We start from the raw sequence: 20,953 nt of genomic DNA on the forward strand, positions 1-20,953 counted from the left end.
TAGAGGCTAGAGGCTAGAGGCTAGAGGCTAGAGGCTAGAGGCTAGAGGCTAGAGGCTAGAGGCTAGAGGCTAGAGGCATTGTGAGCACCCACCAACAACAATCAAGAAATAAATGAATTTATTCAGGAAGTATATGGTTTAGGCGCACGAAAATAACTCGGTTTTGACAACCAAGAGAAGCGAAAATATAGGATATGAAAAGTGTGGTTCAGGATTCGAGCCGAGAAGAAAGGTTACAATAGAAATTTAATGTCTCCGCCCCGTCCTAGGGCGAAGACAAGAACAAATACGGATTCCCGACGTATTTGCTCATTCCGGTGGTGACGTCAATCCCAACATCCCGACCGGATTCATGTCTCTTTTTGCTACAGAGCAGGCCAAGACAGGAAAGCCTGCCCAGTAATAGTAGTCATTGAGGCAACTTGGTGATAGAGGTAAAAGTGTTATGCAGCGATGCAAAAATGGTATGAAGTTAGACGACCTGCGCACCCTGATTGAGATTGCCCAACACGGAAGTTTCAGAGCAGCCGCCAGTGCATTAGATATTCCCCCGACAACCCTGAGCAGGCGGCTCCAGCGGTTGGAAGATACCCTGGGTAGCCAACTGGTGATCCGGGACAGCCGCAATGTGTCGCTAACACCGCTCGGCCGGGATTACTTCGAGCGTTGCCAACCGCTGCTGGCGCAACTTGAGTCCGCGACAGCCGAGCTGCACGATAGCAGCCACAACGAACCACAGGGCGCGCTGCGGGTCTCGGCCCCGGTCGGCCTGCTGACCTACCGGCTGATGCCGCTGTTCAACCAATTCCTTGCCCAGTACCCGGAGATCACCCTGTCGCTGACCCACCTGTCTAACCAGCACCATGACTACAGCCCTGAGCAATACGACGTGGTATTCCGCGTCGGCCAGCAACCGGACTCCAGTTTCGCCGCTGCCAATATCGGCGAGTCGCAGCGGGTGCTGGTCGCCAGCCCGGCCTACCTTGCTAGCCAAGGCGCACCATCCCACCCGGATGAGCTCAACGACCATGCCCGCCTGGCCAGCGTGCCAGAGTTTGAGTGGGCACTAACTAACCAAAAAAGCAATCAGGAAACCATCTGGATTAACTCGCCGGTCAGAATGGCAATTGCCGATCTCAACAGTATCAAGCAAGCCGCCATCCGGGGGCTGGGGATAGCCAGCCTGCCCAACTATGTTGTGGCCGATGCCATTGCCGCAGGCCAGCTCTCTACCATGATGGAAAACTGGTGCTCGCCGCCGCGCCCTATCTACATGCTCTACCAGCGCCTGGGCTATGTCCCTGCCCATATCCAGATCTTCACAGACTTCATGCGTGATGCACTCGACAATAGCCAGCAGGCTATCGCAAGCAAATAAAACCAAACACTGATTAACTCGGTCTGAGAGAGTATAGTTAGGTCATGGCGCGCGATTTTTCCGCTAGCGGCCCATGTTGCTGCGCCAGACTAGCTGTTCTTTCCCTGCCGCCGCTTTGGGCAGGGCAACTCATAGACGAGCCAGATTTAATGACACTATTACAAAGACTTCAGTGTGCAGCAGACCAGTTCGCATTAAAGCGAACCCTTTCCCTGTTTGCCTTGCTCAGCCTGCTGGTACTCAGCCACCCAGCCGCGGCCCTGAAACTGCCGGGCTTCAACAGTTCACCCAATACCTTTGTTGCCGTTGATGAAGCCTTCAGCTTCAACTTCACCCAGCAGGGCGATCAGGTTTATCTCGACTGGCAGGTAAAGCCGGGCTACTACCTCTACCAGCACCAGCTGTCGGTCAGCTCGGACACTGCGACGCTGGGCACAGTGGATATCCCTACCGGCAAGCCTTATCACGACGAGTTCTTCGGTGAGGTCAACATCTACACCGAGCCGTTGACCCTGACCGTCCCAATCGTCCAGGCCAGCGACAGCGATACCCTGACCATCCGCTACCAGGGCTGTGCCGAAGCTGGCTTCTGCTACCCGCCGGAGATCCGCCAGGTTCCGCTCAGCGCCGTCATGGCAGCCGCCAATGCGGCACCTTCTGAGCCTCAAGCTCCAATATCAGACAGCCAAATACCAGACAGCCAGCCGGCACAGCAAAAAGCCCCTGAAGGCAATGTAAGTACATACTCACAACCTTCAAATGCAAACACGCCACCAGCTTCCGAGCAAGACAAACTGGCCAGTGACCTGGCCGACCAATGGTGGACACCGCTGGTCTTCCTAGCTCTGGGAGTAGGGCTTGCCTTCACCCCCTGCGTGCTACCGATGTACCCGATCCTGAGCGGTATCGTGCTTGGCAACGGCCAGCTCAGCCACGGCCGCGCCTTCCGCCTTGCCTTTATCTACGTGCAAGGCATGGCGCTGACCTACACCCTGCTCGGCTTGGTGGTTGCCTCTGCCGGCATGCAGTTCCAGGCTGCCCTGCAACACCCGTATATCCTGATCGGCCTGAGCGTGCTGTTCGTCGCGCTGGCCATGTCAATGTTCGGCATGTATACCCTGCAACTGCCGAGCAGCGTCCAGACCTGGCTCAACAGCCTGAGCAACAAGCAACAAGGCGGTAGCGCTGGCGGCGTATTCGCCATGGGGGCGATCTCCGGGCTGGTCTGCTCGCCATGCACCACCGCGCCGCTGTCCGGCGCGCTGATCTACGTTGCCCAGAGCGGCGACTTGTTAACGGGTGCCGTGGCCCTCTATGCCCTGGCTATCGGCATGGGGATCCCGCTGATCCTTGCCGCGATGTTTGGCAACAAGCTACTACCAAAAGCCGGCAACTGGATGAACCATGTCAAAGCCTTCTTCGGTTTTGTCCTGCTGGCCGTGCCGCTGTTCCTGCTTGAGCGCATCCTGCCAGATGCCCTGATGCCTTACCTGTGGTCGCTGCTCGGTATTGCCGCCTTCGGCTGGCTCTACCATGTCAAAAATACCCTGGCCGTGTCATGGCGCAGCAGCACACTGGCCGTGGTGGCGATTGTCGGCTTGTTTATCTCGGTTAAGCCCCTGTACCCACTGCTGACAGGCAACACTGCAAAAGTCGCAGCAGAGCAAGAAATCAAAGTGGAATTCAAGCGTGTCAGCAATATCGATGATCTGACCCTGGCACTGGAAGAAGCCAAGGCCCTGCAAATGCCAGTAATGCTCGATTTCTACGCCGACTGGTGCGTGGCCTGCAAGGAGTTCGAGAAGTACACCTTCCACGACCCGGCCGTGGCCAAACAGCTCGGTCACTTCGTCCTGCTGCAGGCCGATGTCACCCAGAGTTCACCGGCCGATATCGAGCTGCTGCAGGCGATGGATGTGCTCGGCCTGCCGACCCTGGATTTCTGGGACAGTAATGGCAACCGGATGGAAGGCGCGCGCCTGACCGGCTTTATGAAGGCCGAGCCTTTCCTTGCCCATCTGGCCAATCACCAGCTAGCCCGTTAAGCGTGCCTAGCTAACGAGCACAACGAGAAATGCGGTTTCCGCCACCGGAGACCGCAGCTTACCCCCCTCCCTGCCCCATATCTAAAACACAACCTAAAGCACACCGACAGTGCCAACCTCCACCCGCTTAATCCACCGCTTCCACCACACTCTCTCCCGCTATTGCAGTGCTGGTTGCACAACACTGACACCCTGGTCTGATCCAGTTCAGATCTTGAGTGTTAACAAATTGATCTACTCTTAAGGCAGTGATAGCGTTATTAAAAACAACAAGATGTGATTGCCATGGACGCCCAGTACACGATAGTGATTGCCGATGACCACCCGCTGTTCCGTAATGCACTGTTTCAATCCGTGCATATGGCGATCAGCGGGGCCAACCTGCTCGAAGCCGACTCGCTCGACAGCCTGCTGACCCTGCTCGACAAAGAGGACGATGTCGACCTGCTGCTACTCGATCTCAAGATGCCCGGAGCCAACGGCATGTCGGGACTGATCCAGCTCCGTAGCCAATACCCTGACCTGCCGATTGTGGTGATTTCCGCCAGCGAAGAGCCGAGCGTGATCCGCCAGGTACGCAGCCACGGCGCGTTTGGCTTTATTCCCAAATCCAGCGATATGCGGGCGCTGATCAGCTCGCTCAACCAGGTGCTTGATGGCGAGCCGGTGTTCCCGGAGGGGCTCGGTGAAGACAACGATGAACTCACCGAGCTGACAGAAAGAATCGCCGCCCTCACCCCGCAGCAATACAAGGTGCTGGGAATGCTCTCCGACGGCCTGCTCAACAAGCAAATCGCCTATGAGCTCAATGTCTCCGAAGCCACCATCAAAGCCCACATGACCGCCATTTTCCGCAAGCTTGGGGTCAAGAACCGCACCCAAGCGGTCATCTTGCTGCAGCAGATGGATATCAACCCGTAATTTTTTTCATTATCCCGTTAGACTTTCGGCTAACGTAACATTTTCACAACATCCTCAATTCCCGCCTGACTTCACAAAATCGCTGCTAAGCCAGCGATTTTGCCGTTTTTTCCTCGACTAAAGTTGCACTGTTTCCTTGACCATTCATTGCTATTGTCAATGCGTAACATTTCATTAACGTGATTTATGACGACGTGAAGGAGAAGGCAATGGCGTTCGAATCAACAGAACATGCTCAAGCCTACTGGAAGGAAAACTTGGGAATTATGGGCACACTGCTGGCCATCTGGTTTGTGGTGTCTTATGGCGCAGGGATCTTATTTGTCGATGCGCTCAACACCATTCAACTGGGCGGTTTCAAGCTTGGGTTTTGGTTCGCCCAGCAAGGGTCAATTTATACTTTTGTTGTCCTGATATTTGTCTACGTAGCGCGTATGAATGCGCTCGACAAGAAATACAACGTACAGGAAGACTAGGGGTTTAGAACATGGATATTCAAACTTGGACGTTTATTCTCGTCGGCATCACATTCGCACTGTACATTGGTATCGCTGTCTGGGCCCGCGCCGGGTCTACCAGTGAGTTCTACGTCGCCGGTGGCGGTGTCCACCCTGTCGCCAACGGCATGGCGACCGCCGCTGACTGGATGTCGGCGGCATCATTTATCTCTATGGCCGGTATCATCTCATTCGTCGGTTACGATGGTGCGGTATACCTGATGGGCTGGACAGGTGGCTACGTATTGTTGGCACTTTGCCTGGCACCTTACCTGCGTAAATTTGGTCAGTTCACCGTGCCTGACTTTATTGGCGAGCGCTACTACTCCAAAACCGCACGTATGGTGGCGGTCTTCTGTGCCATCTTCGTTTCCTTTACCTATGTCGCAGGCCAAATGCGTGGGGTGGGCGTGGTGTTCTCCCGTTTCCTCGAGGTTGATATCAACCTGGGTATCATCATCGGTATGGGGATTGTGTTCTTCTACGCCGTACTGGGTGGTATGAAAGGCATCACTTATACGCAGGTTGCTCAATTCTGTGTGCTCATTTTCGCCTTCCTTGTCCCGGCTATCTTTACCTCAATCATGATGACTGGCAATCCATTCCCGCAAATTGGTATGGGGTCGACCATCTCGGGCACTGACGTCTATCTGCTGGATAAGCTCGATGGCTTAACCGAAGAGCTCGGATTCACCGCCTATACCGAAGGCAACAAGAGCATGGTAGATGTGTTCTTCATCTGTGCTGCCCTGATGGTGGGTACCGCAGGTCTGCCACACGTTATCATCCGTTTCTTCACGGTACCTAAAGTGCGCGATGCTCGTATCTCTGCCGGTTGGGCACTGCTGTTCATCTCCTTGCTATACACCACAGCACCAGGTGTGGCCGCATTCGCCCGTGTCAACATGATTGAGACCATCAACGGTCCTGACATGCAGGGTGTCGCTGCAGCAGATGCACCAAGCTGGTATAAAAACTGGGAAAGTACTGGCCTAGTCGGCTGGGAAGACAAGAACGGCGACGGCATGATGTTCTACTCGGGCGATGAGCGCAACGAGATGACCATCAACCGTGACATCATCGTACTGGCTTCTCCTGAGCTGGCGAAACTACCGAACTGGGTGGTTGCACTACTGGCAGCCGGTGGTCTGGCAGCAGCACTATCGACGGCAGCAGGTCTGCTACTGGTTATCTCGACCTCGATATCCCATGACTTGCTGAAGAAAGGCTTCAAGCCCAATATGACCGACAAGCAGGAGCTGCTTGCCGCTCGTGTCGCCGCCGTCGTCGCCATCGTGGGTGCGGGTTACCTGGGTATCAATCCACCGGGCTTTGTGGCACAGGTTGTCGCCTTTGCCTTCGGCTTGGCAGCGGCTTCCTTCTTCCCGGCAATTATCCTGGGTATCTTCTACAAGAAGATGAACAAGGAAGGGGCGATTGCCGGTATGCTGACAGGTATCGCCTTCACCGCCAGCTACATCATCTACTTCAAGTTCATCAACCCAGCCGCGAGCACGCCAGAAAACTGGTGGTTCGGTATCAGCCCTGAGGGTATCGGTACGCTGGGTATGTGTGTGAACTTCGTAGTATCGATTGTCGTGAACAAGTTCACCGCCGAAGTACCGAAAGATGTACAGGATATGGTGGAGTCAATCCGCTATCCGAAAGGTGCTGGTGCTGCACACGATCACTAATCAAATGTCCTGATAAGCAAATAAAAACGGAGCCTGCTTGGCTCCGTTTTTTATCAAAGTAAGGGCATGTTACAGAGTGATAATTTCAAAAGCGCATAAAGACATCCCTGTCGCTCCAATCCGGCCTCCATGTCGGGTAGGCTTTGAAATTACACTCTCTGACATGCAATTAAAGGCTATAACTTTGCACTCGCTTTCTGGTGCTGGTTAAGCAGAGCCCTCAGCTTGAGCGGCTTGACCGGCTTGCTGATAAAACTGAAACCGTGCCCTTCAATCATGGTCTTGGTCTCCTCGGTTCTATCAGCACTGATCACCGCGCCGCGGAAACACCTACCGAGCTTCAGGGTGCATTGCTGCAGCACCTGCAACCCGGTTTCACCGTCAGTAAGGTGATAATCACTCAAGATAAAGTCAGGCTGCCAACCATCAGCCAGCTGCTGCATCGCCGCAGTTACTGTTTCGGCCAGGCGGATCTCGCAGCCCCAGCGGGCCAGTAAGGTTTCCATCCCCAGCAAGATATCTGGCTCGTTGTCGACACACAGCACTTTGAGGCCAGCCAGCGGAGCGGGCGCCTTTTCAGCCACCGCCGGTTTCTCCGGCGCTTCGACCAACACACCCCGTCGTACCCAGAGCGAGAATACCGTGCCCTTGCCCGGCCATGAGCGCAGTGACAGGGAATGATCCAATACCCGGCTGATCCCGCGGGCAATGGCAAGGCCCAGTCCGAGTCCATGGTCGACCCCACTGCGTTCGATACGGGTAAATTCATCAAAAATATGAGCCTGCTTTTCCTCGGGAATGCCCGGGCCGTTATCCCACACCTCAACCTGCAGCCCACTGCCACGGCGGCGAACGCCGAGCACGACCTTACCTTTGGGATTATAGCGAAACGCGTTAGTCAGGAAGTTCTGCAGTGCCCGGCGCAGCAATTTGGGATCCGAATGGATCACCGCATTACAAGGCACCACCTCGAAAGTGATCCCCTGCTCGCGGGCCAAGGCGCCAAACTCGGCACTGAGGGTATCGAGCACTTCGCTGATCCGAAACGCATGGACATTGACCTGCAGCTTACCGGACTCCAACCGAGACACATCCAGCAAGTCACCAATCAAATCTTCCGCCGCGCCCAAAGCGCTCTCGATATGGCGGGCCAGTTTGGCCGCTTCTTGCTCTTTTGCCACTTCGGCCAACGAGGAGGAAAACAGCCTGGCGGCATTGAGCGGCTGCATCAAGTCATGGCTGACCGCTGCCAAGAAACGCCCTTTGGAATGGGCCTGTAGCTCAGCTTGCTGGGTCGCACTGACCAGCTGGCGGTTTAGCCGCTCGAGTTCACTGGTTCGCTGCCTGACGCGTTCTTCCAGGGTTTCATTGGCTTCCTGCAGAGCTTTTTCTGTATTGCGGAACTCGGTGATATCAGTAAAGCTCATCACAAAGCCACCACCGGGCATCGGGTTGCCCTGCACTTCAATTACCTGGCCGTCAGGACGGATGCGTGAAGACGTATGTGCCGTGCCCCGCTGCAGGTGCTCAACCCGCTTGGCGACATGGCTTTCCGGATCGCCCGGGCCACACAACCCCAACTCGGCATTGTGGCGGATGACATCGGCAATCGGCCTGCCGACCTGGATCAGGCCGGGCGGGAAGGTAAACAGCTCGGTATAGCGCTGATTCCAGGCCACCAGCCGCAGCTGCTTGTCGACCACCGCGATGCCCTGGCTGATATGCTCAATCGCCCCTTGCAGCAGGCCGCGGCTGAAATCAAACAGTTCCGAAGCTTCATCGACAATCGTTGCGACTTCTTCGAGCTGCATCTTGCGCCCCTGCAACGCCGATGTCAGGACCAAGCGGGCAGAAGACGCCCCGAACACCCCCGCCAACACCCTTTCGGTATGGCGGATCAGAGTAGAAGGCGCTTGCTGTTGTGGTAAAAGCGCTTCATGGCGCTGCTCGCCAAACTGGCGGAAGGCATGGCGAATGCGTTTGCGACCAACAAACCTTGCCGCCAGCATTTCCAGCTCGGCGACCGTTACCCGGGTCTGGTACAAGCTGCTGTCACCGCTTTCCGGCAATGGCGCACCAACAAATGAAGCCGCCTGGAGCCTTTCAGTCAGGCTTGAGCGAGTTAGTAAGGAGATACTAACGTACAAACCAATATTGACCAGCAAGCTCAACAACATACCCCAATCGACACTCGACAGTTTGCCGAGCACCGGCCAGTTCGGCGGCGCTAGCAGCCACAGCAAGATATTGGTCTGCGGTGTACCGGCCAGCATATTGGTCTGGCCCATCATGGTCACCCCCCAAATGGCAATACCGCCCAATAGGCCCGCATACACCCCGTTGCGGTTGCCTTCGCGCCAGTAGATCCCACCGAGCAGCGCCGGGGCAAACTGGGCTATCGCCGCAAAGGACAGCAAACCGATAGCCGACAGCGATGGGATTTCACCCAATATCTGATAGAAGCCCCACGCCGCCAATAACAAGAGCAAGATCAGGCCACGGCGGATATTGAGCAGTATCCCCGAAAATGCGTGGTAGTTACGGCCAGAGATCCGCATACGGCGCAGCAGCATCGGCAGCACCAGATCGTTGGAGACCATGATGGCAAGGGCGATGGTCGAAACAATCACCATCCCGCTCGCGGCCGAGGTTCCCCCCAGGAAAGCCAGCAGGGCAATGCCTTCGGCACCATGCAGCAACGGCAAATTAATCACATAGGTATCGGCGGCGATATGGGGCAGCCACACCTGGCCTGCCAATGCCAACGGGATAACAAAAATCCCCATCAGCACCAGATAGCCCGGGAACACCCAGCGTGCCCGGTGCAAGTCCTGCGCCCTTTCATTTTCGACCACCGTGGTATGGAACTGGCGCGGCAGACAGATGATCGCCGCCATAGTGAACAGGGTGTGGATCAATAAACTGCCGACATGAGGGCTCGCCGGCTGGAGTAACTCGCGGCTTGCGGTGGTCAGATCGGGGATATCAAACAGCAACACCACGGCGAACACCCCGACGACCAGGAAGGCCACCAGCTTGATAATGGATTCGAACGCCACCGCCATCATCATGCCGCGGTGGTGCTCGGTACTGTCGATATGGCGGGTACCGAATAACACAGTGAAGACCGCCAAGGCTACCGTCACGACCCAGGCCGTATCGAGCGAGCTATCCGCACCGAGCACGCCCATACCCTGGCCCAGCCCCGGGGCGACCAACTCCAGCCCCATGGTGATCCCACGCAACTGCAGAGCGATATACGGCAATATGCCGACCACGGCAATCAGCGTGACCAAGACCGCGAGGCCCTGTGATTTACCGTAACGGGCCGCAATAAAGTCGGCAATAGAGGTAATGTGTTCGCGCTTGGCAATCAGTATGAGCCTGGCGAGTACCCGCCAGAAGAAAGTGAACACCAAAATCGGTGCTATATAGATAGGCAGGAAGGACCAGATATTCTGGCTGGCTTGGCCAACCGTGCCGTAGAAGGTCCAGGAGGTGCAATACACGGCAATCGACAGGCAGTAAATCCACGGCCGCCAGCGTGACATCCACTGTTTTTTTCGGTCTCCGTACCAGGCTATCCAGAACAACAGCCCCAGATAGGCCAAAGTGACAGGCACGACAATCCATCCCTGTGCCATGTTTATCTCCAACTGATTGATAATACCCAAATGATTTGAATATATTGTGAGCACCAGTGTAACCAAACCACTGGCACTCACCAATCAGCAGGATCACAGTTCTTGGCTGCAGCGTGCTACAACCAAGCCTGGATTACGGGTTATCGGCCGCTTCACCCGCTTGGGCAAACTGGCGTCGGGCCTTGGGCTCGACCTTCATCAGCAGCGCCGGGATCCCCATCGCCGCCATCAGCCAGAAGATGTTGGCGCCCCACAGACCGTACAACCAGCCACTCAATGCGGTCATCAGAGCCATGAAAGCGCCCATCGGCAAGGCGTTATACAATGCCTGTAGGGCAACCATCTGGTTGCTCTGTGCTTTCTGGATATAACGAATAGTAGCCAGGTGACAGGCAGCGAACGTCACACCGTGCAGTGCCTGCGCGGCAACCAGCAACGGCAGCTCGGTCATGCTGGCGGTGATCCCCCAGCGGATCAACACACCAACAGCGGCCAGGCGGAACATCCCTACCACCGACCAACCGGCGAAAAGGCGCTTGCTTAGAGCAAAGACGGCGACCTCAGCGACCACCGAGAAGCTCCAAAGATAACCAATGACATCTTCGCTGTAGCCCACTTCCTTCCAGTAAATAGCACTGAAACTGTAGTAGGCGGCATGGCTCCCCTGCAGCAAGGCAATAATGGTCAGGAAACGAAGGACCGCCGGATCACGCAACAGCTGCATAAGGGCCGGACGCGGCTGGTCGTGGCTGCCCGGCTCAGAAACCGGCAGGATAGTCGGCTGGCGCATACCCAGTAATAGTGCCCCGACCAAACCCGCGGCGGCCACCCAAGGGATCACATCCGGGCTGTATTGCGCCGCCAGCAAACCCACCACCGTAGAGCCAGCAATAAAAGCGATCGAGCCCCACAGGCGAGTTCGACCATAGTCTAGGTGACCTTCTTTGGCGTAGTGGTTTGCCAACGCATCTGACAGCGGCACGATAGGCCCGACCATCATGTTATATATCACCGTCATGACAGTGAGTGCCCACAAACTTCCGCCGCAGTAGATATAGGCGACACAGCTGACCAGCGCTGCCAAACCGAAACCACGCAGGGCCGGGATGAGATGTTCGACTTTATGAATACGGGGAGTGATAACGAGGTTAGCCAAGCAACGGACACCAAAGCCCAGTCCCAGCAACAGGCCGATATTAGAGGCACTGACCTCAAGGTGCGCCAACCACAACGCCCAGAACGGAAGATAAACACCATAATTAAAGAAAAACCCCAGCAGGTACTGCGAGGTCCAACCGTAAGGGCTACTACGAAACATGCCTTGTCCTATCGTACTGAAAAAATCTGGGCGTTATTATGCCTCTAATGGAACATAGCCCCAATGAAATTATCCGCTCTTTTTCTTTCCCCCATTTCACTGCCAGCTGTACTTCGCAGGACAACCCTTTTTTGCTGATAGTAGACTAAAGTCGTCTGGAGCTTTTGCGTCAACAGGCAGACACTGCATACAGTGCCCATCGTTCCGGAGAGCCGCCATGTCCGACAGCTTTGATACTTCCCTGCCCCCTTTTGACCGCCTCAGCAGCGAGCAACAACAGCGCCTGGTCGACTCGTTGGATGTGGCCTACTACCGCCATGGGGATATCCTGATCGAGGCCGGCAAACCCAGCGAGCAACTGCACATCATTATCAAGGGCAGCGTCGAGGAAAGTGCCGCTGACGGTAGCGAAATCTATGCCCATTACACCAGCGATGACCTGTTCGATGTCCGCTCCCAGCTCGAATCCACCTGCCGCCACCGCTATACCGCGCTGGAAGATACCCTGTGTTACTTGGTTCCCAAGTCACTGTTTCTCGACCTCTATCATGGCAACAGCCAGTTCGCCGCCTATTTCGATACCAGTCTGGCCCGCCGCCAGCAATTACTGGAAGAGGCCCAGCGCCAGCAGAATCTGGCCGAGTTCATACTGACCCGAGTCGACAGTAGCAATATCCAACCCTGCCTGATATTGCCGCGCAGCTGTGATTTGCACGCTGCAACGGTAAAACTGCAGCAGCAGGGCATGGATGCCGCCTTGGTCGAAGCGGGAGACGAGCAGCCCTACGGCATCATTACCCGCACCAATTTGCTTCATGCCGTCATGCTCGACAACCTGCCCACCTCTACCGCCATTGGCGAAGTGGCCACCAGTCCGGTGATCAGCGTCAGCAAAGGCGATTACTTGTTCAATGCCATGCTGGCGATGACCCGGCACAAGGTCAAGCGGGTCTCGGTCACCGACGGCGAAGCGCTGGTTGGCATGCTGGATCTGACCCAGGTCTTGAGCCTGTTCTCGACCCATTCCCATGTACTAACTTTGCGGATCGCCCGTGCAACGACTGTCGAGGAGCTCTCGCTGGCAGCCAGCAGCCAATCACGGCTGGTGGCGACCCTGTTCAACAACGGTATCCATACCCGTTTCGTGATGGAGCTCATTGCGGCGGTCAATGAGCAAATTATCGAAAAAGCCTTCCGCCTGGTGGTACCGCAGGCACTGCAGAACCACTGCTGCCTGGTAGTCATGGGCTCGGAAGGGCGAGGCGAGCAAATTCTCAAGACGGATCAAGACAATGCCCTGATCATCGAAGACGGTGTCGAGTGGCCGGGGCTGAGCGACACCATGGACACCCTGACCCATACCTTGCACCAGTTGGGCTACCCGCTCTGCCCGGGCAAGGTGATGGTCAATAACCCCAAGTGGGTCAAGCACCAAAGTGAGTGGTTACATACATTAAAAGAGTTTGCCCGCAAGGGAACCGAGAATGAAATGATGGACTTGGCGATCCTCGCCGACAGCCATGCCGTCGCCGGCAACCCCGAACTGCTACGCCCGATCAAGCAGCAACTGCACCAGCAAATGGCCGAGCAGGAATTGCTGCTAACCACCTTCACCCGCCCGGCCCTACGCTTTAGCGTCCCGCTGTCCTTGTTCGGCAAGTTGAAATCAGGCAAGGATGGGCTGGATATCAAGCGTGGCGGTATTTTCCCGATTGTGCACGGCGTAAGGGCACTGGCACTGGAGCACGGCATCGAGGACAACAATACCTTCACCCGCCTCGAGCAACTGGCACAGCACAAGGTCTTGGAAACCGAGACCGCTTCCAACCTCAGCGAGGCCCTGAAGCTGTTCATCAAATTGCGGCTGCGCCAGCAGCTGGATATCCCGGCCGGTGGATTACAACAGCATCTCAATGTCGAACGGCTCAACCGCGCCGACCGTGACTTGCTGCGTCACAGCCTGCATGTGGTGAAAAAATTCAAGGAATGGCTCGGGTATCACTACCAGATCCGCGACTAACACCAGCCAAGGAGCACTATGATGATCAATACCCTGAGACGCTGGTGGTACCGCCATAAATTCAAGGACAGTGAGTACCACAACCTATTCTCCCGCTATCGCGGCACCGAACTGGTTTCACTCGATTGCGAAACCACCAGCTTGGATCCACACAGCGCCGAGTTGGTGACCATCGCTGCGACCCGGATCCAGGACAACCGTATCCTGACCAGCCAATCGATCCACCTCACCCTGCGAGCCCCAGCCAGCCTCGATGCCGGCTCGGTGGCCATTCACCGCATCCGCCATCAGGATCTCAACCAGGGCCTGGAAGAGAGCCTGGCCCTGGAAAAACTGCTGGCCTTTATCGGCAACCGCCCGTTGGTCGGCTACCATATCCGCTATGACAAAACGATCCTCGATCGCTATTTCCGCCGCCACTTCGGTTTCCCGCTGCCCAACAAGACTGTCGAAGTCAGCCACCTCTACCATGAGCAGCTCGAGCGCCAGCTGCCCAATGCCTATTTCGACCTTAGCCTCGAGGCGATCAGCCGCCACCTCGACCTGCCGGTGCCGCCGCGCCACGACGCCCTGCAAGATGCAATCGCCGCCGCCATGATCTACGTTCGGCTAACACACGGTGATCTGCCTCACCCTGTCGCTCGCCAAACACCCTGCTGAGCACAAGAGATTTTAGTTATCAACACCTTATCTTGAAAATGCCTTACGCAGCGTTAGCGATAAAGCGCAAGTTTTTGACTGCAACAAGGCTGCAAAACAGACCGATACCCCGCATTTCGGCCACTCTCATCCTAAAGTCTAATTGAGACCTGCGGCAATCTGTCGGAAGTTAATATTCACGCAAGCCAAAAACCTGCATACAGAATAATCCGGTCCAGTACGGACATTGACGGAACACAAGGAGAAAAGAATGAGTGAGGTTCATGTGTATCCAGTAAACCAGGACATCGCAGCCAACGCCCATGTTACCGACGAGCAGTACCGTGAAATGTACCAGCAGTCTGTGATCAACCCTGAAGGCTTCTGGCGCGAGCACGGCCAGATCGTCGACTGGATCAAGCCATTCAGCCAGGTCAAGAACACCTCGTTCGATACCGGCCATGTCAGCATCAACTGGTTCGCAGACGGCACCCTCAACGTGTCAGCCAACTGTATTGACCGCCACCTGGCGACCCGCGGCGACCAGCCAGCCATTATCTGGGAAGGCGATGACCCGGCCGATGATGCCACCCTCACCTATAACGAGCTGCACGAGCAAGTGTGCCAGTTTGCCAATGCCCTGAAGAGCCAAGGCGTGCGCAAAGGTGATGTAGTTTGCCTTTACATGCCAATGGTCGCCGAAGCCGCGGTTGCCATGCTAGCCTGTACCCGCATCGGTGCGGTTCACACGATTGTATTCGGTGGTTTCTCACCAGAAGCCCTCGCTGGCCGTATTACCGATTCCAATGCCAAAGTCGTGGTCACAGCCGATGAAGGGATCCGCGGCGGCCGTGCGGTACCACTGAAGAAAAATGTCGATGATGCGCTGGCCAACGACGACGTCACCAGCGTCGAGAAAGTCATTGTCTTCAAGCGCACAGGCGGCAACGTTGAGTGGGACAGCAACCGTGATGTCTGGTGGCATGAAGCCACAGCCGTTGCCTCTTCCCATTGTGAACCAGAAGAAATGAATGCCGAAGATCCGCTGTTCATCCTCTACACCTCGGGTTCAACCGGCAAGCCGAAAGGCGTACTGCACACCACTGGCGGCTACCTCGTCTACGCCACCATGACCTTCAAATATGTCTTCGACTACCAGGAAGGCGATATCTACTGGTGTACCGCCGATGTGGGCTGGATCACCGGCCACAGCTACCTAGTTTACGGTCCGCTGGCCAACGGTGCGACGACCTTGCTGTTTGAAGGTGTACCGAACTACCCATCGACCAGCCGCATGAGCGAAGTGGTCGACAAGCACAGCGTCAACATCCTTTATACCGCACCGACAGCAATCCGTGCCCTGATGGCAAAAGGCGACGAAGCCATTGCTGGCACCAAGCGCTCATCGCTTCGCATCATGGGATCGGTCGGCGAGCCTATCAACCCTGAAGCGTGGGAGTGGTACCACCGCACCATTGGTGACAGCCGCTGCCCGATTGTCGACACCTGGTGGCAGACCGAAACCGGCGGTATCCTGATCACCCCGCTGCCGGGGGCAACTGCGCTTAAGCCGGGCTCGGCCACCCGTCCGTTCTTTGGCGTGCAGCCTGCATTGGTCGATAACATGGGCAACATCCTTGATGGTGCCACCGAGGGCAACCTGGTGATGATCGATTCCTGGCCGGGGCAAATGCGCACCCTGTGGGGCGATCACGAGCGCTTCGAGCAAACCTACTTCTCGACCTTCAAGGGCATGTACTTTACCGGTGACGGTGCCCGCCGCGATGAAGACGGCTACTACTGGATCACCGGCCGTGTCGATGATGTACTGAATATTTCCGGCCACCGCATGGGGACCGCGGAAATCGAGTCGGCACTGGTGGCCTTCGACAAGATTGCAGAAGCCGCCATTGTCGGGGTACCGCATGATATCAAGGGCCAGGCCATCTACGCCTATATCACCCTCAACGATGGTGAAATTCCATCGGCAGAGCTGCACAAAGAAGTCAAAGACTGGGTGCGCAAGGAAATCGGCCCGATCGCTACACCGGACTTCCTGCACTGGACCGACGCGCTGCCGAAAACCCGCTCAGGCAAAATCATGCGCCGTATCCTACGCAAGATTGCCACCGGCGATACGGCAACCCTGGGGGATACGTCCACCCTGGCCGATCCAAGCGTGGTGGATAAATTGATCGCAGAAAAGCAAAAAGTGCTATAACCCTGGCGCTTCAGTCAAACCAAGCCGCCCCAGCCCTCGCTGGCGGCGGCTTTTTTGATCCAGTGCTAAAAGTTACACTTCTGTCGCCGCTAGCTATTGTCTCCTGCCCAAGGGTCACGCATAGTGTCAGCTGCTATAAATTCCATCCCCTCTCTAGCGCCAGACAGCGTACATGTGTACAAATTAAAATGTGGTGATTAGACCAGTATTTTGCTGCGATTTGCGGTGAATTCTCTATAATTGCACATCAAGCATGTTTTGGCAGATAACATCGGAACACAGGGAAGCAACATTTCAGCTTTTTGCACGTTGCTAGAGTAAAACCTCAAATACAAGTGATATAACGTCAAGATGTCGACCGTTAAACGAATTTTACTGATCAATGGCCCGAATCTGAACCTACTGGGTTTGCGCGAGCCGGGACATTACGGCCAGCAGTCTCTGGCCCAGATCGTAACGCACTTAACTGCCAAAGCCTCCGAGTTAGGCGTGACGCTAGACCACATCCAATCGAACGCGGAACACGAAATCATCAATGCAATCCACCAGGCCCACGGCACGGTCGATTTCATTCTGATCAATCCCGCTGCCTTTACCCACACCAGCGTTGCTATTCGCGATGCCCTGCTGGGAGTCAGCATCCCGTTCATTGAAGTACACCTGTCTAATGTTCATGCCCGGGAACCATTCCGCCACCACTCCTACCTGTCAGATAAGGCTGTCGGGGTGATCTGCGGCCTGGGCCCAGATGGTTATGAATTCGCCCTGCAAGCTGCGGTACGCCGTCTGCAAGCAGACGCCAACTGAACATAAAAGAGAAAGATAAATGGATATTCGTAAAATCAAAAAACTGATTGAGCTAGTAGAAGAGTCTGGTATTGCCGAGCTGGAAATCTCTGAAGGTGAAGAGTCAGTACGCATCAGCCGTGCCACTGCCCCAGTCGCTGCACCTACTCAGGTGATTGCTGCTCCTGCACCGGTTGCCGCACCAGCCGCTCCGGCTGCCGCACCAGCCGCTGCTCCTACAGCCGAAGCACCAGCTGCTGCAACGCCTGCTGGCCACCAGGTCCTGTCGCCAATGGTAGGTAGCTTCTACCGTGCGCCTAGCCCAGATGCGAAACCATTTGTTGAAATCGGCCAATCTGTCAATGCTGGTGATACCCTGTGTATCGTCGAAGCAATGAAGATGATGAACCAGATCGAAGCTGACAAAGCCGGTACGGTTGTAGCTATCCTGGCAGAAGACGGTGATGCCGTTGAGTTCGACCAGCCACTAGTTATCATCGAGTAACCGGGGCCTTTTATGCTAGATAAAATTGTAATTGCCAACCGAGGCGAGATTGCGCTGCGTATCCTGCGCGCATGTAAAGAACTCGGTATCAAGACGGTCGCGGTGCACTCCACCGCTGACCGTGATCTCAAGCACGTACTACTGGCTGATGAAGCGATCTGTATTGGCCCTGCCAAGAGTACCGAGAGCTACCTGAACATCCCTCGTATTATCAGCGCGGCAGAAATTACTGGCTCGGTGGCTATCCACCCGGGTTACGGCTTCCTGTCTGAAAACGCGGATTTTGCCGAGCAGGTTGAGCGCTCTGGCTTCATTTTCGTAGGCCCGAAAGCTGAGACTATCCGCCTGATGGGCGACAAGGTTTCAGCCATCACCTCGATGAAAAAAGCCGGTGTTCCTTGTGTACCGGGCTCTGACGGCCCGCTTGATGACGATGACGCCAAGAACAAAGCCTTTGCCAAGCGTATCGGCTACCCGGTGATCATCAAGGCGTCTGGCGGCGGCGGCGGCCGTGGTATGCGTGTGGTTCGCAGCGAAGCTGAGCTGATCGAAGCTATCCAGATGACCCGTGCCGAAGCCAAGGCAGCCTTCAACAACGATATGGTTTACATGGAAAAGTTCCTTGAAAACCCACGCCATATCGAAGTTCAGGTACTGGCTGACGGCCAGGGCGGTGCTATCCACCTCGGTGAGCGTGACTGTTCAATGCAGCGCCGCCACCAGAAGGTTGTCGAAGAAGCACCAGCGCCGGGTATCACCGAAGAAATGCGCAAGTACATCGGTGAACGTTGTACCCGTGCGTGTATCGAAATCGGCTACCGCGGTGCCGGTACCTTCGAATTCCTGTACGAGAACGGCGAGTTCTACTTCATCGAGATGAACACCCGTATCCAGGTTGAGCACCCAGTAACCGAGATGGTGACCGGCGTTGACCTGATCAAAGAGCAGTTGCGCATCGCTGCGGGTCAGCCACTGTCGTTCACCCAGGATGACATCAAGATCAAAGGCCACGCCGTTGAGTGTCGTATTAACGCCGAAGATCCTGAGCGCTTCCTACCTTGCCCGGGCAAGATCGAACGCTTCCACGCTCCTGGCGGTATGGGCGTGCGTTGGGAATCGCACATCTACTCTGGCTACAGCGTTCCACCGTTCTACGATTCAATGATCGGTAAGCTGATCACCTTCGGCGAGAACCGTGACGTGGCGATTGCCCGCATGAAGAACGCGCTTGGTGAGATGATCATCGACGGTATCAAGACCAACGTTCCTCTGCAGCAGGAAATCATGGCAGACGAGAACTTCCAGCACGGTGGTGCCAATATCCACTACCTGGAGAAGAAACTCGGCCTGCAGTAAGGTTGACATCCTCAGTAAAAAGCTGCTTCGGCAGCTTTTTTTATCTCTTTGTATCGCATTGTTGCTCGCTTCCTAGCGCTCCCTGCTAACTTTTGCCACAATAGCCTCCTTAAATTTGTATGAAGAATGAGCAAAGGCGCACCTTCACGCTGCCCCTTCGCTGCCCATCAACCGGAAAAAACACCATGAAAACGCTGTCTGCGCGCTATCGCCAGGCCCACAAAGAAGCCAAATGGGCTGTCGGCCTCGCTCTGGCCTACTTCGCCTGGTGGTATTTCTCGGCCTATGCTTTTGCCCCTAACGGCATAGACGAAAGCCTGCCTACCCTGTACTGGGGATTCCCGCTGTGGTTCCTGCTGGCTTGTATCATCGGCCCTATCCTGTTTACTGTACTCTGCGGCCTGATGGTGAAATATATCTACCGCGACATGTCGCTTGAAGTCGAGCAGGAGGCAAATGATGAATAGCCAACTGCTGATCCCACTCGTCTTGTACCTGATGGCCGTGTTCGGCCTAGCCATCTACACCCGCCGCCATCGCGGCACCGGCAATGGCTTCCTCAACGAATATCTGGTCGGTAACCGCAGCATGGGTGGCTTTGTCCTTGCCATGACGCTGGCAGCGACCTATGCCAGTGCTAGCTCGTTTATCGGTGGGCCGGGTGCCGCCTACAAAATGGGACTCGGTTGGGTGCTGCTGGCCATGATCCAGCTTCCGGCAGCCTGGCTGACCCTCGGGGTGCTGGGCAAGAAGTTCGCTATCGAAGCACGCCGCCACAACGCCCTGACACTGAACGACATTCTCTATGCCCGCTATAAGAACCGCGGGGTAGTAATATTCGCCTCGCTGGCATTGCTGCTGGCGTTTTTCGGCACTATGGTAGTGCAGTTTGTCGGCGGTGCCCGCCTGCTGCAGACGGTCACCGGCCTGTCCTACCATCACGGCTTGATCCTGTTTGCTACCACCGTCGGCCTCTACACCACCATCGGTGGCTTCCGTGCCGTGGTGATGACCGATACCGTGCAGGGGATCATGATGATCATCGGCACCATTGCGCTACTGGTCGGTATCGTCCATGCCGGTGGCAGCATCGGCGAGATGATGGGCGAGCTGCACCGTATCGACCCGGCATTGGTCACCCCGTTCGGCCCGGACAATTTCCTCAGCCAGCCTTTCATGCTCAGTTTCTGGGTGCTGGTCTGTTTCGGGGTTATCGGCCTGCCCCATGCCGCAGTGCGCTGCATGTCCTATAAATCCACCGGCTCCCTGCATAAGGGCATGGTGATCAGCACCGCCATGGTGGCCTTCCTGATGCTCGGCATGCACCTTGCCGGCGCACTTGGCCGCGCCATCGTGCCGGATATTGCCAGCCCGGATCAGATCATGCCGACCCTGATGATGACGGTACTGCCGCCTGTGGTTGCCGGGGTATTTCTGGCCGGTCCAATGGCAGCGATTATGTCGACCATCGACTCCCAGCTGATCCAGGCCTCAGCCACCCTGCTCAAGGATTTGTACCTCAACTACATCAATCCGAAAGCCGCCCAGGGCCCGGAGGCGGAAAGCCGCCTGCCGAAGATGTCGCTGTGGGTCACCGGTATTTTCTCACTGCTGGTCTTTGTTGCCGCGACTAACCCGCCGGATATGATCATCTGGCTCAACCTGTTGGCCTTTGGTGGTATGCAAGCGGTATTCCTGTGGCCGCTGGTGCTGGGCCTGTACTGGAAAAAGGCCTCGGCCACCGGTGCCTTCGCATCCATGGTCAGCGGACTGGCCTGTTATATCGCTCTATCGCTGCTCAAGCCCGATTTAGGCGGTATCCATGCCATCGTACCGACATTGGCGATAGGCCTTGTCACCTTCGTTTTAGGAAGCCTGGCAAGACCTGTTCCGCAGCAGACCTTGCAACAGGTCTAAATCAACCTACAG

General features: G+C 55.9%; 15 protein-coding genes. 13 read left to right on the forward strand and 2 right to left on the reverse strand.

Translation table 11 applies throughout. The annotated features are described in order from the left end of the window. The first annotated feature begins 466 nt into the window (after positions 1 to 466). From R2X38_RS23625 to R2X38_RS23645, 5 genes are all read left to right on the forward strand, one after another. Positions 467 to 1,378, forward strand: a complete 912-nt coding sequence (locus R2X38_RS23625; protein WP_317524792.1) for a LysR family transcriptional regulator — start codon at positions 467 to 469, stop codon at positions 1,376 to 1,378. Positions 1,379 to 1,527: 149 nt separating this feature from the next. After that, entirely contained in the window at positions 1,528 to 3,423 is a 1,896-nt protein-coding gene (locus R2X38_RS23630) for a protein-disulfide reductase DsbD (RefSeq protein ID WP_317524793.1), read from the forward strand. Between the two features lie 285 nt (positions 3,424 to 3,708). Then, entirely contained in the window at positions 3,709 to 4,344 is a 636-nt protein-coding gene (locus R2X38_RS23635) for a response regulator transcription factor (RefSeq protein WP_317524794.1), read from the forward strand. Between the two features lie 209 nt (positions 4,345 to 4,553). After that, positions 4,554 to 4,820 carry a DUF4212 domain-containing protein gene (locus R2X38_RS23640; RefSeq protein WP_317524795.1) on the forward strand — a complete coding sequence of 89 codons (267 nt, stop codon included), beginning with the start codon at positions 4,554 to 4,556 and terminating at the stop codon, positions 4,818 to 4,820. Between the two features lie 11 nt (positions 4,821 to 4,831). Then, positions 4,832 to 6,535, forward strand: a complete 1,704-nt coding sequence (locus R2X38_RS23645) for a sodium:solute symporter family protein (protein ID WP_317524796.1) — start codon at positions 4,832 to 4,834, stop codon at positions 6,533 to 6,535. Between the two features lie 176 nt (positions 6,536 to 6,711). On the opposite strand, the gene R2X38_RS23650 is transcribed toward R2X38_RS23645, so the two are convergent. Together R2X38_RS23650 and R2X38_RS23655 are read right to left on the reverse strand one after the other, a co-directional pair. Next, positions 6,712 to 10,179, reverse strand: coding sequence for a PAS domain-containing hybrid sensor histidine kinase/response regulator (locus R2X38_RS23650; protein ID WP_317524797.1), 3,468 nt, complete (start codon positions 10,177 to 10,179; stop codon positions 6,712 to 6,714). A gap of 133 nt (positions 10,180 to 10,312) precedes the next feature. Continuing rightward, positions 10,313 to 11,497: a 3-phenylpropionate MFS transporter gene (locus R2X38_RS23655; protein ID WP_317524798.1), complete on the reverse strand. Its 1,185-nt coding sequence runs from the start codon at positions 11,495 to 11,497 to the stop codon at positions 10,313 to 10,315. Between the two features lie 217 nt (positions 11,498 to 11,714). On the opposite strand from R2X38_RS23655, the gene R2X38_RS23660 reads away from it, so the two are divergent. The 8 genes from R2X38_RS23660 to panF all read left to right on the forward strand — a co-directional run bounded on the left by R2X38_RS23660 (position 11,715) and on the right by panF (position 20,941). Next, positions 11,715 to 13,517, forward strand: coding sequence for a putative nucleotidyltransferase substrate binding domain-containing protein (locus tag R2X38_RS23660; RefSeq protein ID WP_317524799.1), 1,803 nt, complete (start codon positions 11,715 to 11,717; stop codon positions 13,515 to 13,517). 18 nt (positions 13,518 to 13,535) lie between these two features. After that, positions 13,536 to 14,177: a 3'-5' exonuclease gene (locus R2X38_RS23665; RefSeq protein WP_411185866.1), complete on the forward strand. Its 642-nt coding sequence runs from the start codon at positions 13,536 to 13,538 to the stop codon at positions 14,175 to 14,177. A 250-nt stretch (positions 14,178 to 14,427) separates the two neighbouring features. Next, positions 14,428 to 16,377 (forward strand): acetate--CoA ligase, encoded by a 1,950-nt coding sequence (acs, locus tag R2X38_RS23670; protein WP_317524800.1) that lies wholly within the window; start codon positions 14,428 to 14,430, stop codon positions 16,375 to 16,377. 351 nt (positions 16,378 to 16,728) lie between these two features. After that, positions 16,729 to 17,184, forward strand: coding sequence for a type II 3-dehydroquinate dehydratase (aroQ, locus tag R2X38_RS23675; RefSeq protein WP_317524801.1), 456 nt, complete (start codon positions 16,729 to 16,731; stop codon positions 17,182 to 17,184). 19 nt (positions 17,185 to 17,203) lie between these two features. Beyond that, positions 17,204 to 17,668 carry an acetyl-CoA carboxylase biotin carboxyl carrier protein gene (accB, locus tag R2X38_RS23680; RefSeq protein WP_317524802.1) on the forward strand — a complete coding sequence of 155 codons (465 nt, stop codon included), beginning with the start codon at positions 17,204 to 17,206 and terminating at the stop codon, positions 17,666 to 17,668. Positions 17,669 to 17,680: 12 nt separating this feature from the next. Beyond that, positions 17,681 to 19,024, forward strand: coding sequence for an acetyl-CoA carboxylase biotin carboxylase subunit (accC, locus tag R2X38_RS23685; protein ID WP_317524803.1), 1,344 nt, complete (start codon positions 17,681 to 17,683; stop codon positions 19,022 to 19,024). Between the two features lie 185 nt (positions 19,025 to 19,209). Continuing rightward, on the forward strand, positions 19,210 to 19,491 hold the full coding sequence (locus R2X38_RS23690) for a YhdT family protein (RefSeq protein ID WP_317524804.1): 282 nt from the start codon (positions 19,210 to 19,212) through the stop codon (positions 19,489 to 19,491). After that, entirely contained in the window at positions 19,484 to 20,941 is a 1,458-nt protein-coding gene (gene panF, locus R2X38_RS23695; protein WP_317524805.1) for a sodium/pantothenate symporter, read from the forward strand. The genes R2X38_RS23690 and panF overlap by 8 nt, the downstream gene beginning before the upstream one ends. Positions 20,942 to 20,953 lie beyond the last annotated feature (12 nt).

This window comes from Photobacterium rosenbergii, assembly GCF_033022775.1.
Lineage (GTDB): Bacteria > Pseudomonadota > Gammaproteobacteria > Enterobacterales > Vibrionaceae > Photobacterium > Photobacterium rosenbergii_A.